This window comes from Patescibacteria group bacterium (assembly GCA_018896215.1).
In the GTDB taxonomy this organism is placed as follows: domain Bacteria; phylum Patescibacteriota; class WWE3; order 0-14-0-20-40-13; family 0-14-0-20-40-13; genus JAHINB01.
The window spans coordinates 1-13,614 of the sequence record JAHINB010000007.1; the positions used below are offsets into that span (position 1 = coordinate 1).

Consider the following 13,614-nt stretch of genomic DNA (forward strand, 5'->3'; position numbering starts at 1 on the left):
GGTTACTGTATCCCCGTTAGTTACAGAGACTGCTTTTACAACCCCGGATACTTTTGTGGTTATATTGATATTATTACCCGAGGTTATTGATCCAGAACTGGAAATAGAGGTGACTAATACACCATTTGTGGCAACTTGGGTTTGGTACTCGACAGTATTTTTGTTTGATTTAGAAACTCTATAAAAAATAAAGCCCACGATTCCAACAACAATTAAAAGCGCTATTACCTTTTTTATCATTTTATTCATATCTTTTTTGTATAGGCTTATTAACTTAATTTAATCTGAATAGTTATGTTGGGAGATACACGCTAAATATTGAGCCTTTTCCGATTTCGCTCTCGGCAACAATTTTCCCGTGATGATTGTCTACAATCTGTTTTGCTATGGATAAACCAAGACCAAATCCATTGTGATTCTCTTGACTTCTGGCAGAATCCGCTCGATAAAATCGGTCAAAGATATGGGGGAGATCTTCTTTAGAGATACCAATTCCTGAATCGGAAATTTCTGCAACTGCCATGTTTGCGGTATTTTTGAAAGTGATATCCACATTACCGCCCTTACGGTTGTATTTAATGGCATTATCCAAAAGGACCACAAAAAGCTCCGCGAGACTGTTTTTATCGCCAAATATCTTTTGATCGGTCTTTTCTAATTTAACTTTTATTTTCTTAATCCTAGCTAGAGAACTTGTTTGTTTTTTAGCAGTCTCAAGAATTTCATCTAAAGACAAATTCGTCAAATTGGACAAATTGGCGTTGCTTTGGAAATTGGAAATGGACAACAAACTTTCTGTAAGTTTTTGCAACCTGTTTACATCGCTAAGGTTTTCTGCGACTAGTTCTTTAGCCTTGGCAAGAGTAAGATTCTTATCACGAAGACCCACCTCCAAAGATGTTTTTAGCGCGGTTATCGGGGTTTTTAGCTCGTGCGAAGCATCGCTGATAAATCTATTTTGATCTTCCAACATTTTTTTGATTGGTCTTAGCGTTCTACCAGCTAAAAAATATCCCAAACCTGCTGAAACGATAAAAATTCCAGTATTGATTACAATCAAAGAAAAAATTAATCGCCGATTTAACCCTTCGACTAGATCTGCATCAATAGCTGGAGAGAAACCCAATGGGGAAGGGGAGTACCTTCTTTCGAAGCGACCTCTTTGCAAAATTGCAAAGCGATGAATTTCGGTTTGCAAAATACCGTATAAAGCGAAACTAAAAGAAATACTAATGACCATAATGATCACCAAATACCAAGCGGTAAGTTTTAGTCGTGCTTTTTTAAACATACTTACTCTCCTACCTTATATCCAAACCCTTTAACCGTCTTTATAATTGGCAACTTTCCCTTAAAGGGAACCTCTATTTTATCTCGTAGTTTTTTAATGTAAACCTCCACGGTATTGGGCAAAATATCGGAATCATAATTCCATACCCGATCAATAATCTGATCTTTGGTTAAAATTCTCTTTTGGTTTTTTAACAAATACTCCAACAGCATAAATTCGCGACTTGTAAGATCAATCTGCTTACCACTTCTCATAACTTTGTAGCTTTCTGAGTCTAAAGTTAAATCATTATGAGAGACAATTGTTGATTTAATTTCATGACTAGACCTTCGTGATAATGCTTTTATGCGAGCTAATAACTCTTCAAAAGAAAACGGTTTGGTGAGATAATCATCCGCCCCGCAATTTAGACCAGCAACTTTATCTCTTATCTGACTTTTAGCTGTTAGGATAATAACCGGAGTATGGATTTTTTCTTCTCGAAGATTTTTACAAACGGTTAAGCCGTCCATTTTGGGCAACATTAAATCTAAAATAATTACATCGAAAGAACCGCTTGATGCCATATCCAAACCTTCTTCTCCATCATAAGCAACATCTACAAGATGCTTTTCTTGCTCCAATCCTTTTTTTATCGATCCGGCAATTCTATGTTCATCTTCCACAATAAGTATTTTCATAAGGCTTATTGTACTCCACTTACTTAATTCTGGCTGAATGCAAGAGGTGTGAGACCCAATCCGCCGACTGGCAGAAGGTCTCACCCCATTTTTTCTTTGTTGTAACAACATTTTAACCTGCGTTGAGAATATCTTGATTTAACAACAAATTGTCGGGTACTACCCAAATCGGGTAGTACCTTATAACTAAGCCCAAAACTCGAACGCGTCTCAACAACTTCCACCACAGAAGTGGAAGAATGTTTTGACTATTTCCTTTTTCCAAGGGTCGAAGTATGCTTTAGGTATATAATTAACAGTAGAAAAAATGACAGACCTAGCAAAAATAAAATTAGCCCGTATCTTAACAACAAGCTACTTTTTCTTACCAATAATTATTGTTTACCTTCAATCCAGAGGTTTTAACCTAAAGCAAGTATTTTTAATTTCTAGCATACATTCTCTGTGTGTAGTGCTTTTTGAATATCCTACTGGAGTTATTGCCGATTATTTTTCTCCCAGAACCTCCGTTTTTTTGGGATATTTATTATCCGCTATTGTGGTTTTTTTGATGGGTTTTCCCTTAGGTTTTCTTTCTTATACCATACTTATGGTCTTGTATTCTGTGTCGGTCACTTTAATGTCAGGAAGTGATACAGTTTTAATCTCGTCAGTTTCAAAAAATTTTAGAGAAGATTTTTCTAACATAAATTACTCTTCACAAACTTGGTCAGTAATCACTATTATCTTGGGTTCATTGATTGCTAAATATAGCTTTTCATTAACTTTTTTCTTAAGTGCTCTTTTATATTTATTAGGTGCCATTTTGGTTTTTTTAATGAGTCGGAATTTGCACCAAAGGGAAGAAGGCAATATTTTTAATAAAGCCAAGGAAGGTTTGTTTATTGTTGCAAGAGATAAGAACATTTTTTATCTCACAATTATCGGGCTTGTAACCGGCGGTTTTTTTGTTAGTTTTAAATGGCTTTACAATCCTTTATTTGAGGTATTAAGGATAGATCTTGCGTTTTGGGGTGTACTTATTGCACTCGCTTCTGTTTTTATTGCAATTGGCATGAAATTTTACCCTAAAATAGCAAAACTCGGTTTTATTGTACCTATATTAATTAGCTTAGGTGCGACTTTACTAACTGGAATTACTTCTTTTTGGTTAATATCACTTTTAGGGCTTTTTGTTCTTCATTTTATTAGTGGTTACCTACAAACACACACAGATTTTCTAATTAATGAGTCCGCACCCAAGGGACACCAGGCTAGCGTTTTGTCGTTCAAGAATATGGTAATGAGACTCTTTTCTTCGTTCTATATTTTAGTAGCGGGATATATCATAAGTGGATTGGGATTTTCAAAATTAATGGTGTTTACAGCAATTATTACTACTGGACTTCTAGCGATACTCGCTATCAAAAGAAAAAGTATTAAACTTATCTTGTAGTGACTTCCACTTCGAAGGTAGAAGATTTTTTTCTGTGTATAGCTTGCTATTTTTTGTCATAATAAATAAACCCCTTTTGAAGTAAATGCTCTAGGTACAACAAATTCTCGGGTACTACCCGATGTCGGGTAGTACCTTATAGCTAATGGCTAAAAGACGATTTAAAAGTTTTATCATCTTGAATTTTTACCTCAATTAAACCTCTAATTATTTTTGAACGACTTTGTCCATATTTGTTACATGCCCAATCAAGGTAATATTTTTGTTTTTTGGATAAAACAATATTGTATCGTCCATCATTATCTTCTATAGAAGAATACCCCAAAAACTCGTCAATTATTTCTTTGTAATTTGTTAGAGTATAAAACTTAATTGTTAGGTAAGGTGAGTTTAATGCCTCTATGTAAGAATCGGGAAAAGAGTTTTCTCTTTTTAATCTTAAAACAAGCGTTGGTTTTTTAAGTTGCAAGGAATAAGTAATTTGGTGAGAGGTGCTAAAGTTTGGTACGGTAAATTCAATAATAGAAACATTGGCATCTCTTACAGCTTTAGTTACCGATTCGTATATTTCTTTTATATCCCTTTTAGTATTTGGGTGTTGTTCAATCCAATCTCCGCAAGTTCCAATCCAATCGTCGGTTAGTACATGTCCGAGACTAAGTAAATGTTCGCGAATTTTTAGATAGTATTCTTTATAGTCAGAAAAATGTAATGTTGTAGTTCCAAACCAGATTTTCATGGTGTGTATTATAGCACCATATTGTGTAATGACTACACACTAATTAAATGTTATTAAAATAGTATCTTATGAATACAGAAGGGGAGAAAATGAAGAAAATCTACACGATCTGTTTATTGGTAAGACCGGGGGAAGTTCTTCTTGGTCTTAAAAAACGGGGCTTTCTTGTAGGAAAGCTTAACGGCTCGGGAGGTAAGTTACAAGGTGACGAAACTCTTGAAGATTGTGGCAAGAGAGAAACATGGGAGGAATTCGGTGTTCAAATAAACACAATGAAGAAGTTTGGCGAAGTGTTTTTTTATGATCCCGACCTTACTCACGAATGTCATGTGTTTGTGGTAACGAGTTGGGAAGGAGAGCCATGTGAAACCGAGGAAATGAAACCATCGTGGTATCGTGTAGAGGATGTTCCGTACCAAATGATGGGGCAGGCTGACAAGTTCTGGTTGCCCTCGATTCTTGAGGGGAAGAAAATCTGCGCCTCATTCTACTACGAGGACTCGGATGATTTGGAGAAGTTGACGAGAAAGGTTATGCGGTTTGTTGATAGCTTTTAGACGCTTTCAGTGCTGGTTGTAGGACTTATTTTTACAACCAACATCTTTTTCTCTAAAGTAAACTTCCACTTCCGAAGTGGAAGAGTTTTGGGTTGATAAATCAATATTCACCATCTTTTTCTTTGTCATTGTGGACAAACTAACAATATGCTATATTGCAATAAGTCTTCGGTAGATTAACCTCTTTACCTTTGTTTAACCTTCCGCAGAAACTAAATCATAATGCAATACAACCGTAGCCGTTATCGGCGTTTTAGCGCTAAAAATTATCGTGGCAGTGTTAATCGTGGAAAATTTTCCAAATACGATCTGCTTCGTCAAATAGAAATTTCCAATAGAACTATTTCTGCTGTTGCGCCTAAAATTTGTGAGATTAAGAACCCTTTTAACTTGTTAAATCTAGACTCCATCCTAAAAATGAATGTTGTCAATAAAGGCTACCGTACACCAACAGAAATTCAAGACCAAGTGATTCCCGCGGTAATGCTAAATCGCGATGTCATTGGAATCGCTAACACCGGAACTGGAAAAACCGCTGCGTTCCTTATCCCCTTGATTAACAAAGTTTATCGCGATAGAACCGAAAAGGTTTTAATTATTACACCAACCAGAGAACTTGCTCAACAAATAAATGACGAATTTAGAGCACTATCCGCCGGAATGAGAGTATTTTCGGCTGTTTGTACTGGTGGTTCTAACATCTATCCCCAAATTAAAATGATTCGGGCAAACTCCAATTTTGTCATTGGAACACCAGGAAGGTTAAAAGATTTAATCAGGCAAAAAGTTTTAAACCTTAGTAAGTTTAATAATGTGGTACTTGACGAAACAGATCGAATGGTAGATATAGGTTTTTTGGAGGAGATAAAATACTTTATTGGACTCTTGCCACAAGATCGCCAGTCTTTATTTTTTTCGGCAACGGTATCCACCAAGGTTAAAGAGATTTTAAACGCTTTTGTTCGAAACCCCATAACAATAAGCACCAAAGTTTCCGACACCACCCAAAACATTAAACAAGAGGTTGTTCGTATTCCATCCAACAGCAACAGAATCGAGAAGCTTCATGATTTACTAATCCAAAAGGACTATTGTAAAGTTCTTGTTTTTGGGCGAACCAAGTGGGGCATAGAAAAATTGTCCAATGAACTGCTGGATCGCGGGTTTAAAGTGGGAGCAATTCATGGAGACAAAAGACAAGGACAAAGACAGCGCGTTTTAGCTCAATTTAAAAATGACGAAATTAAGATACTTCTTGCTACCGATGTGGCATCACGAGGTCTTGATATTAAAAATGTTAGCCATGTAATTAATTTTGATTTGCCTCAAACCTACGAGGATTATGTTCACAGAATTGGAAGAACGGGAAGAATAGGAAAAGCTGGCGTTGCTGTAACCTTGATTGATTAACTCTTTCCTTTTCGAGCTTGTCGATGACGCAAAGAACTTTCTAAAATCTTTTTTCGTAACCTTAGGCTTTTTGGCGTAACTTCGAGCAATTCATCATCTTCTAAAAATACCAAATACTGTTCTAGGCTAAACACCGTTGGAGGAACTAAAAATACTGTATCTTCTCCTACCGATCTGTTATTCGTGAGCTGTTTCTCTTTACAAACATTTATCTCCATGTCGGAATCCCTGCCGTTGATTCCAATAACTTGCCCCGCGTAAACTTTATCTGTGGGTACAACAAAGGTAGCTCCTTTTTCTTGGGCGGTAACAAGCCCATAGGCAACAACCTTTCCGGTGTTAGAGGCAATTAACACCCCGCTTCGCGATTTACTAATTTGACCGCTAACCTTGTCGTAACGCAAAAACACAGAACTGGCAACCGCAGTCCCTCGGGAAATGGAGAGCAAAACTCCTCTAAGACCAATAATTCCGCGAGTAGTTATTTCAAAAACCATTCTTAGGGTATTTTCCGAGATTTGCGATTGTGACAATAAAACACCTCGCCGTTTGCCAATTTCCGCTTTTATAGCGCCCTCGTACGCACTCTCTACATCCACCGTAAGTTCTTCTACAGGTTCTGATAAAACACCTTCGATCTCTTTAAAAATCACCGTGGGCTTTCCAACCTCCACCTCATAACCTTCGCGACGGAGGGTTTCGATAAAAACCGAAAGATGCAATTCCCCGCGTCCATATAAAATATAACGACCCTCTGTGTCGATTTTAAACTTCATGGCAACATTTGTTTTGAGTTCTTTCTCTATTCTCTCGAGAATTTGCCTCGCGGTAATAAATTTCCCTTCGGTTCCCTTAAAGGGAGAGGTGTTTGCTCCAATTGACATACTAATGGTGGGGTGCTCTACTTTTAATCTTGGAAGCTTCTCGGGAGATAGGGGATCGCACAAAGTATCTCCAATTTCCGCAAACTTAATTCCCGTAACGGCAATTATATCCCCAGCAACTCCTTTTGGTGTTTCTACTCTTTTTAATCCTTGGTTTAGATAGACCTTATCTATTGTGGACAAGATTGTACTTCCACCTTCGGCGATATTTACTACCTTCATCCCAGGAATTGCAACGCCACGAGAAACCCTGCCAATACAGTAAGTTCCGCAAAAACTGCTCCAGTCCAAATTGGTAATTTGCATCTGGAAAGGTTTTGCTGGATCGGCCAAGGGGGCGGGAATGTATTTTAAAATCGCTTCAAAAATAGGGGATAGATCTCCTAAATCATCAAAGTTTTCTGGTTCTTTTTCCCAAGCTTTTCCCTGTCTTCCCACCGCGTAAATTATTGGGAAATCCAAATGCTCATCGCAACTTGCTAAATCCAAAAATAAGTCGTAAATACTTTTTAAGGTTTCCTTAACTCTAGCGTTGTTCTTGTCTATTTTATTTACAATGACAATTATTTTAAGTCCTAACTCTAAAGCTTTTTTAAGAACGAATCTAGTTTGTGGCATAGTGCCTTCTTGCGCGTCAACTAAAAGCAAGGCGCCATCCGCCATATTTAAAGTTCGTTCTACTTCACCACCAAAATCAGAATGTCCCGGAGTATCGATGATATTTATTTTAGTTCCTTTGTAAATAATTGCCGTATTTTTAGCTAAAATGGTAATGCCTCTCTCGCGTTCTTGATCGAAAGAGTCCATAATGAGATCTTGGGTCATTTGAGCTTCGTTATCTCTAAAAGTATGCGATTGCTTTAACAAGCCATCAACAAGTGTGGTCTTTCCGTGATCAACATGGGCAATAATAGCGACATTTCTAATATCCATGACCGATGGATTATACTCTTAAATTAATGCTTGTGGTAGCTGACCCTTTTGAGACGAGTAAAAATTTGGTATGATACTAAAGCTTGGAGTCGAATTACGCCGTCTTAGCTCCCGCCCGCATCGCCTAACGGCTCAGCTTTGGCGGGCAGGCAGTGGTAGAGTAGCATCTTTCGCCTACGGCGAAATGTTCGCACTCCGTGCGAACAATTTTGTGGTCCTCGCCAAAGGCGAGGACATAACTTGGAGCCACCTTTTTAAGCCACCTTAGCTCAGTGGTAGAGCAATTGTTTTGTAAACAATAGGTCATTGGTTCGAATCCAATAGGTGGCTCCAAGTTATAAACAGCGTTAGATTACTTTGTTATTTTATTATTAGTTTTAGTTTGAAAGTTTACCAACATGGCGAAAAAAACTAACCGAAAAATCTTCCATTTGATATGTATCAAATGCAAGAGGCAAAACTATATTACAAGTGCAAACAAGATCGAGCAAAAAGAAAAGCTTGAGCTTAACAAATATTGCAAGTGGTGTAAAAAAACAACAATGCATAAGGAAAGCGCAAAGTTGAAGTAGATTTTTGACGGACGGGCGTAGTTCAGCGGTAGAACGATGGTCTCCAAAACCATTAACGAGGGTTCAACTCCTTCCGCCCGTGCCACGTAATATCTTAGCGATCTGCCGACCTAAAGTCGGCAGGAGTTTAGTTTGTATTCTGATGCCTTCTTAGCTCAGTTGGCAGAGCGCATCCATGGTAAGGATGAGGTCTCCAGTTCGATCCTGGAAGAAGGCTCCAATGGTGAGTTTAATCGAACCATGCCTAAAAAATACTTAAATATCCTAAAAACCCTTGTCGCGTCTTTATTGTTCCTGTATTTCTATACAAACTCCGCAAAAAAACCAGTTCAAGCTCCAAGTCCCGTTGTTGAGTCCACTCAAAATTTACAAAAAGTGACAAGAGTGATTGATGGCGACACCATTGTCATGGAAAACGGTGACCATATTCGTCTTATTGGTATTGATGCCTCGGAAATTGAACCAGTTAAAAATCCAAAATGTTACGCCGAGGAGGCAAAACAATATTTGACAAACCTGCTAGAAAATCAAACGGTGTCGTTGGAACAAGATGTTTCGGATGAAGATAGATATAACAGAAAACTTCGTTATGTCTATAAAGATGCTCTATTTATCAATGGGGAATTGGTAAAATTAGGCTTTGCGAAACAAATTACTTATGAACCAGATGTAAAGTATGAGTCCTTACTCAAAGACCTCCAACAACAAGCTAAAAAGAACAATTTAGGTCTTTGGAAAGAATGCAAATAACTTTTAATTAGAATTTTGTTATAGTTATTAAAACTATGCATAAAGAACAACAGCTTCTACCATTTATCTCTAACGCAAAATTATTTTTAGCTGTAGAAACAGTTCTTACTAGAATAAAAAATGCTACTAAAGACGACAGAGATTTTTACAAAAACTCTGTGGATCCTTTTTCGGCAATTTTTGATGCTTCCAGTGCTGGAATTTCATTAAAAGATTGGATAGGACAAGAAAAGGCTAGGCAGCGACAAAAGACATTACAAAATGCTGTCGGAGAATTTCACAAAGTGATTATTGGTAGTGTTACTGGATGGGAAAATCTTCCTGTTGGAAAAATCATTGATGTAGAAAATATCGAAAGAAAAATTATTGCCGAAATAAAAAATAAATATAACACCACAAAAGGTTCAGATAAAAAGGGGCTGTATGATAACTTAAAATTTGCATTAAAAGGCGAATATAAAGGGTATATAGCTTATTATGTGGAAATAATACCTAAGAGTGGTGCTATTTATAATAAAACCTTTAAACCATCGGATAATAAAACCAAGGTTAACAGAAAAAGTAACAAAAATATAAGAAGGATTGATGGGAGTAGTTTTTATGAAATTGTTACTGGTGATAAAAATGCCCTAGAAGAGCTTTACAATGTGTTACCTACTGCTATCTGTAAAATACAAAATGGCAATAAATCTCACGACTACAGCTTAGAGCCTTTGTTCCACAAACTTTACAACAAAGCATTCAAAAACAATAAGTGGGTAACCCTTGCATAATGCAATGGTTATTGGTAGCATTTTTACATGCAAGATAAAACCCTCACAGTTATAGAAACCGCTACTAAAATTGGTGTGTCTTCTGACACCGTTAGAAGATGGGAAAAGAAAGGTCTCATAAAATCTAGTAGATCCCAAAATAACTATCGTCTATTTAATTTAGATGAGGTGGAAAGAGTAAATAAAAAGCAGAACGGTCTTTATACACCTACAGAATTTAAAATTCTAAAATCAGCATACAAAACAAAATATACCACCATCGAATTATTTACAGGAGCTGGTGGGACTGCATTGGGTTTAGAAAATGCAGGATTTGTTAATACTTTAATGGTAGAGATTGATAAAAACGCCGTCTCTACATTAAAAAATAATCGACCAGAATGGAATGTAGTTCAGGACGATATTAAAAATATTACATTTACAGGTAAAAATGTAGATGTTGTGGAAGGCGGTTTTCCTTGCCAAACATTTAGTTATGCAGGAAAAAAACTGGGTCTAGAGGATAAAATAAGGGGAACATTGTTTTTTGAATTTGCAAGGTGTGTAAAAGAAACAATGCCCAAAATTGCCGTTGGAGAAAATGTTAAGGGATTATTGCGACACGACAATGGAAAGACATTAAAAACAATGGTAGAGACTCTTAAAGAAACTGGTTACAAAGTAGCCTATAAAGTTGTAAGGGCACAATATTTAGATGTGGCACAAAAAAGAGAACGGCTATTAATTATTGCTGTTAGAAATGATTTAGATTTGCCAATTTTATTTCCAAAAGAAAAAGATTACATAACAGTTTTGAGAGATGCGTTAAAAGATGTTCCAAAATCTGAAGGTCAAAAATACCCCGACAAAAAAAGGAAAATTTTGGAATTAGTTCCCCCCGGTGGTTATTGGCGAGATTTGCCTTTAGAATTACAAAAGGAATATATGGGAGCCAGTTTTTATATGGAAGGAGGAAAAACGGGAATGGCTAGAAGATTATCGTGGGATGAACCAAGTCTTACTTTAACTTGTGCTCCTGCTCAAAAGCAGACAGAAAGATGTCACCCCGACGAAACTAGACCTTTAACCTATAAAGAATATGCGAGAATTCAATCATTTCCCGACGAGTGGGAATTTGCTGGTTCATTATCTTCTAAGTATAAACAAATTGGCAATGCTGTACCCGTTAATCTTGGCTATCATTTGGGACGATGTTTGATAGCAATGCTAGAAAACAAACCAGATTTTGAGACAATGGTAGAGGTTAAACCAGTAGTTACAAAAGACAACCCGTTACAGTTATTCGGAATTTCCGAATAACTCTTTTACCGATTTGGAATGTGCGCGTTTTCTACACAATGTAAACTGTTCCATTTTGGAACAGGTTAGTGGTGACCCCGGCGGGGTTCGAACCCGCGATCTTCTGGATGAAAACCAGATATCCTAGACCACTAGACGACGGGGCCACGGTATTAAACAAAATGGCTGTGCCACGTTAAATCTTGGCATCCATACGGTAGCGTAAGAATCCTCGCAAAGCTCGGATTCAACGCCACACTGTAAAACTCTATGCTCTCCCGACCTTCCGCCAGTTGGCGGAGTCGGGGATCGCTAAGATATTACGTGGTGGGTGGTACAGGACTCGAACCTGTGACCTCTTCAATGTCACTGAAGCGCTCTAACCAACTGAGCTAACCGCCCGAAGTGGAGCGAGGAACGGGACTTGAACCCGCGACCTCTTCCTTGGCAAGGAAGCGTTCTACCACTGAACTACCCTCGCAATTAAAAACTATATTTGCACGAAATTTTCTAATCTCCTTTTTAAATACCCCCTACCAAATCCTGTCTTTAATTGATTTTCTCTATGCCTCGCGTCTGTTTTATTTTTACATGCTTCGTAATATACCAGCTCTACACTATCAAACCCCTTTGTCGATTTAACACATCTATTTTTATGTTGCTGTACTCTCTTTTTAAGATCGGATGTTATCCCAATGTAAAACTCTGATTTATCACTATCTTTTTTACATAACAAAACATAATTATAATAGAACATTTTTATATATTACACTGTCTGCCTAAAGCGCAAAGCGCATTATGGCAGATCCGCAAAAATGCGGAGCTTTTGGCGGAAACTACCCTCGCATTACAAATTCTTTCCAACAATCCATCCTAACGAAATTAAACCCGCGAGATAAACCAACAATCCCGAGATTATAGTAAGAAACGCCACTATTATCAAATACTTAATAGTTTTGGGCATATAAGTATTATAACAAGATTTAGGACAAATATTACAATAATCAATTAATCAATTATCTCCCCAAAGAAAATTTCAACTAGAACTTTATTTTAAAATTGTTTAAACTGTTAGTGTGGATACTGATAAAGAAACCCTTATTGTTTTTACCTACGCTCCAGCTGGTTTGGGGCATATTAGGGTAACAGACGCGCTGATAGAGGCTATTCCGCCACATTTAAAATACACCGTTTTTACCGCCCAAGACTCAACAACCGAAACCATGCACCGCTTTTCTAGCATTAATACCTGGGCAAGAAAACTGATGGAGTTTACCCAAAAGGGAAAGGCGGGGTATTGGTTTACAAAAATCTACACCAAATATCTAAAAACTCACACTGACGATCTGTTAAATCAATTTATTCATCTGGTACAAGACCGAAGCGTTAAACCCCAAAAAATTATCATCGTATCCACGCACTTTGGGCTGGCATACCAGCTCGGAGAGCTTAAAAACCAAATTTCAAAAATCCTTAACGCCGAAGTCTTTTTAGTCGTTCAAGTAACCGACGACTCGCCTCAAGACATCTGGTATGTAGATAGCGCCGACCTGATTTTTTGCCCCAGCTTAAAAACCAAAAATGCTTTAAAAGCATTTGCCAGAAAGGACGGGTTACCCGATGTCCCTGTGGAAGTTGTTCCTTACCCTGTATCTTTAGAGTTTTCCCAAAAACTTTCGGCTAGCAAAATTAACCAACGGTTGCAACAGTATGACCCAACAGAAAACACCCCAATAAATATTATTATTCCAGTCTCTGGAGCCGCGGTGGGTATGGAATTTTTTGCTCACTTAATTCATACTTTACACAAAATGTCCCCTCGTTTTGTTTTTCATATTGTTTGCCGACAGGCGCCATTTACTCTTATTTTTTTACACAAAATGTCTCATCGCAGTTATGTTAGGTTATATGTTTCATCGGGATACAGAGAAACTGTCAATCTATACAAAACGGTTTACAAGAAAAATATTATCTCGGCAGAAATTACCAAACCCAGCGAACAGGCATTTAAAGCGCTTTTGGATGTTGATAGCGTGGGGGGAGCTTTTTTGCTTTTAGCCGAACCTGTGGGAAGGCAGGAACACGATAACCTAAACTTTTTAAAGAGAAATGGGTTGATAGAAACAGCATCAAAAAACACCCGCGGTTGGATTTTGCCCCAGGGTTCCAAGGCCTCCGCTGAACTAACCTGGAGTTTATATCAAGGAACAATGTTAGAAACTTTTAAAAATTTTAAACAAAAAGATTCCAATCACGAAATTGGAAGCGACGGCGCAAAACAATTTTGGAAAGTTCTGCTTGAAAAAGCATAG

General features: G+C 37.5%; 14 protein-coding genes and 6 tRNA genes. 11 read left to right on the forward strand and 9 right to left on the reverse strand.

Going from position 1 to position 13,614, the window contains the following annotated elements; all coding sequences use genetic code 11:
• From KKF75_01380 to KKF75_01390, 3 genes are all read right to left on the reverse strand, one after another.
• The coding region (locus KKF75_01380; protein ID MBU4380857.1) for a hypothetical protein at nucleotides 1–249 on the reverse strand (249 nt) is incomplete at its 3' end.
• A 43-nt stretch (nucleotides 250–292) separates the two neighbouring features.
• A complete protein-coding gene (locus KKF75_01385) occupies nucleotides 293–1,291 on the reverse strand; it encodes a HAMP domain-containing histidine kinase (GenBank protein MBU4380858.1) in 999 nt (332 codons plus the stop codon).
• A 2-nt stretch (nucleotides 1,292–1,293) separates the two neighbouring features.
• Nucleotides 1,294–1,971: a response regulator transcription factor gene (locus KKF75_01390; protein ID MBU4380859.1), complete on the reverse strand. Its 678-nt coding sequence runs from the start codon at nucleotides 1,969–1,971 to the stop codon at nucleotides 1,294–1,296.
• 307 nt (nucleotides 1,972–2,278) lie between these two features.
• Here KKF75_01390 and KKF75_01395 point away from each other — a divergent pair, with 307 nt between their 5' ends.
• Entirely contained in the window at nucleotides 2,279–3,406 is a 1,128-nt protein-coding gene (locus tag KKF75_01395; protein ID MBU4380860.1) for an MFS transporter, read from the forward strand.
• A 142-nt stretch (nucleotides 3,407–3,548) separates the two neighbouring features.
• Here the strand turns inward: KKF75_01395 and KKF75_01400 are convergent, their stop codons facing one another.
• Nucleotides 3,549–4,145, reverse strand: coding sequence for a hypothetical protein (locus tag KKF75_01400; protein ID MBU4380861.1), 597 nt, complete (start codon nucleotides 4,143–4,145; stop codon nucleotides 3,549–3,551).
• 68 nt (nucleotides 4,146–4,213) lie between these two features.
• On the opposite strand from KKF75_01400, the gene KKF75_01405 reads away from it, so the two are divergent.
• Nucleotides 4,214–4,702, forward strand: coding sequence for an 8-oxo-dGTP diphosphatase (locus tag KKF75_01405; GenBank protein MBU4380862.1), 489 nt, complete (start codon nucleotides 4,214–4,216; stop codon nucleotides 4,700–4,702).
• A gap of 222 nt (nucleotides 4,703–4,924) precedes the next feature.
• On the forward strand, nucleotides 4,925–6,112 hold the full coding sequence (locus KKF75_01410; protein MBU4380863.1) for a DEAD/DEAH box helicase: 1,188 nt from the start codon (nucleotides 4,925–4,927) through the stop codon (nucleotides 6,110–6,112).
• Here the strand turns inward: KKF75_01410 and typA are convergent.
• Nucleotides 6,109–7,929, reverse strand: a complete 1,821-nt coding sequence (gene typA, locus KKF75_01415; GenBank protein ID MBU4380864.1) for a translational GTPase TypA — start codon at nucleotides 7,927–7,929, stop codon at nucleotides 6,109–6,111. The two genes, KKF75_01410 and typA, sit on opposite strands and share 4 nt — an antisense overlap.
• A 258-nt stretch (nucleotides 7,930–8,187) precedes the next feature.
• Between typA and KKF75_01420 the strand changes: the two genes are divergently transcribed.
• The 7 genes from KKF75_01420 (at nucleotide 8,188) to dcm (ending at nucleotide 11,323) form a co-directional block, all read left to right on the forward strand.
• Nucleotides 8,188–8,262, forward strand: a tRNA-Thr gene (locus KKF75_01420).
• Nucleotides 8,263–8,327: 65 nt separating this feature from the next.
• On the forward strand, nucleotides 8,328–8,501 hold the full coding sequence (gene rpmG / locus KKF75_01425) for a 50S ribosomal protein L33 (protein MBU4380865.1): 174 nt from the start codon (nucleotides 8,328–8,330) through the stop codon (nucleotides 8,499–8,501).
• 11 nt (nucleotides 8,502–8,512) lie between these two features.
• A tRNA-Trp gene (locus KKF75_01430) sits at nucleotides 8,513–8,586 on the forward strand.
• A 59-nt stretch (nucleotides 8,587–8,645) separates the two neighbouring features.
• Nucleotides 8,646–8,721, forward strand: a tRNA-Thr gene (locus KKF75_01435).
• Between the two features lie 20 nt (nucleotides 8,722–8,741).
• Nucleotides 8,742–9,251, forward strand: a complete 510-nt coding sequence (locus KKF75_01440) for a thermonuclease family protein (GenBank protein MBU4380866.1) — start codon at nucleotides 8,742–8,744, stop codon at nucleotides 9,249–9,251.
• 35 nt (nucleotides 9,252–9,286) lie between these two features.
• Nucleotides 9,287–10,024, forward strand: coding sequence for an Eco47II family restriction endonuclease (locus KKF75_01445; protein ID MBU4380867.1), 738 nt, complete (start codon nucleotides 9,287–9,289; stop codon nucleotides 10,022–10,024).
• Between the two features lie 27 nt (nucleotides 10,025–10,051).
• Nucleotides 10,052–11,323, forward strand: coding sequence for a DNA (cytosine-5-)-methyltransferase (gene dcm, locus KKF75_01450; protein MBU4380868.1), 1,272 nt, complete (start codon nucleotides 10,052–10,054; stop codon nucleotides 11,321–11,323).
• Nucleotides 11,324–11,392: 69 nt separating this feature from the next.
• On the opposite strand, the gene KKF75_01455 is transcribed toward dcm, so the two are convergent.
• The 4 genes from KKF75_01455 to KKF75_01470 all read right to left on the reverse strand — a co-directional run bounded on the left by KKF75_01455 (nucleotide 11,393) and on the right by KKF75_01470 (nucleotide 12,059).
• Nucleotides 11,393–11,469 (reverse strand) — tRNA-Glu (locus KKF75_01455).
• 158 nt (nucleotides 11,470–11,627) lie between these two features.
• Nucleotides 11,628–11,704: transfer RNA gene (locus tag KKF75_01460), tRNA-Val, on the reverse strand.
• A 4-nt stretch (nucleotides 11,705–11,708) separates the two neighbouring features.
• A tRNA-Gly gene (locus KKF75_01465) sits at nucleotides 11,709–11,783 on the reverse strand.
• Between the two features lie 9 nt (nucleotides 11,784–11,792).
• Nucleotides 11,793–12,059, reverse strand: coding sequence for a GIY-YIG nuclease family protein (locus tag KKF75_01470; GenBank protein MBU4380869.1), 267 nt, complete (start codon nucleotides 12,057–12,059; stop codon nucleotides 11,793–11,795).
• Between the two features lie 319 nt (nucleotides 12,060–12,378).
• On the opposite strand from KKF75_01470, the gene KKF75_01475 reads away from it, so the two are divergent.
• Entirely contained in the window at nucleotides 12,379–13,614 is a 1,236-nt protein-coding gene (locus KKF75_01475; GenBank protein ID MBU4380870.1) for a hypothetical protein, read from the forward strand.

What these genes read in the sequence shown, in the direction of transcription:
- KKF75_01390 (MBU4380859.1), bottom strand. Translation starts at nt 1,971, where the DNA reads ATGAAAATACTTATTGTGGAAGATGAACATAGAATTGCCGGATCGATA.
- KKF75_01385 (MBU4380858.1), bottom strand. Translation starts at nt 1,291, where the DNA reads ATGTTTAAAAAAGCACGACTAAAACTTACCGCTTGGTATTTGGTGATC.
- KKF75_01445 (MBU4380867.1), top strand. Translation starts at nt 9,287, where the DNA reads ATGCATAAAGAACAACAGCTTCTACCATTTATCTCTAACGCAAAATTA.
- KKF75_01470 (MBU4380869.1), bottom strand. Translation starts at nt 12,059, where the DNA reads ATGTTCTATTATAATTATGTTTTGTTATGTAAAAAAGATAGTGATAAA.
- KKF75_01410 (MBU4380863.1), top strand. Translation starts at nt 4,925, where the DNA reads ATGCAATACAACCGTAGCCGTTATCGGCGTTTTAGCGCTAAAAATTAT.
- dcm (MBU4380868.1), top strand. Translation starts at nt 10,052, where the DNA reads ATGCAAGATAAAACCCTCACAGTTATAGAAACCGCTACTAAAATTGGT.
- rpmG (MBU4380865.1), top strand. Translation starts at nt 8,328, where the DNA reads ATGGCGAAAAAAACTAACCGAAAAATCTTCCATTTGATATGTATCAAA.
- typA (MBU4380864.1), bottom strand. Translation starts at nt 7,929, where the DNA reads ATGGATATTAGAAATGTCGCTATTATTGCCCATGTTGATCACGGAAAG.
- KKF75_01395 (MBU4380860.1), top strand. Translation starts at nt 2,279, where the DNA reads ATGACAGACCTAGCAAAAATAAAATTAGCCCGTATCTTAACAACAAGC.
- KKF75_01440 (MBU4380866.1), top strand. Translation starts at nt 8,742, where the DNA reads ATGCCTAAAAAATACTTAAATATCCTAAAAACCCTTGTCGCGTCTTTA.
- KKF75_01405 (MBU4380862.1), top strand. Translation starts at nt 4,214, where the DNA reads ATGAATACAGAAGGGGAGAAAATGAAGAAAATCTACACGATCTGTTTA.
- KKF75_01400 (MBU4380861.1), bottom strand. Translation starts at nt 4,145, where the DNA reads ATGAAAATCTGGTTTGGAACTACAACATTACATTTTTCTGACTATAAA.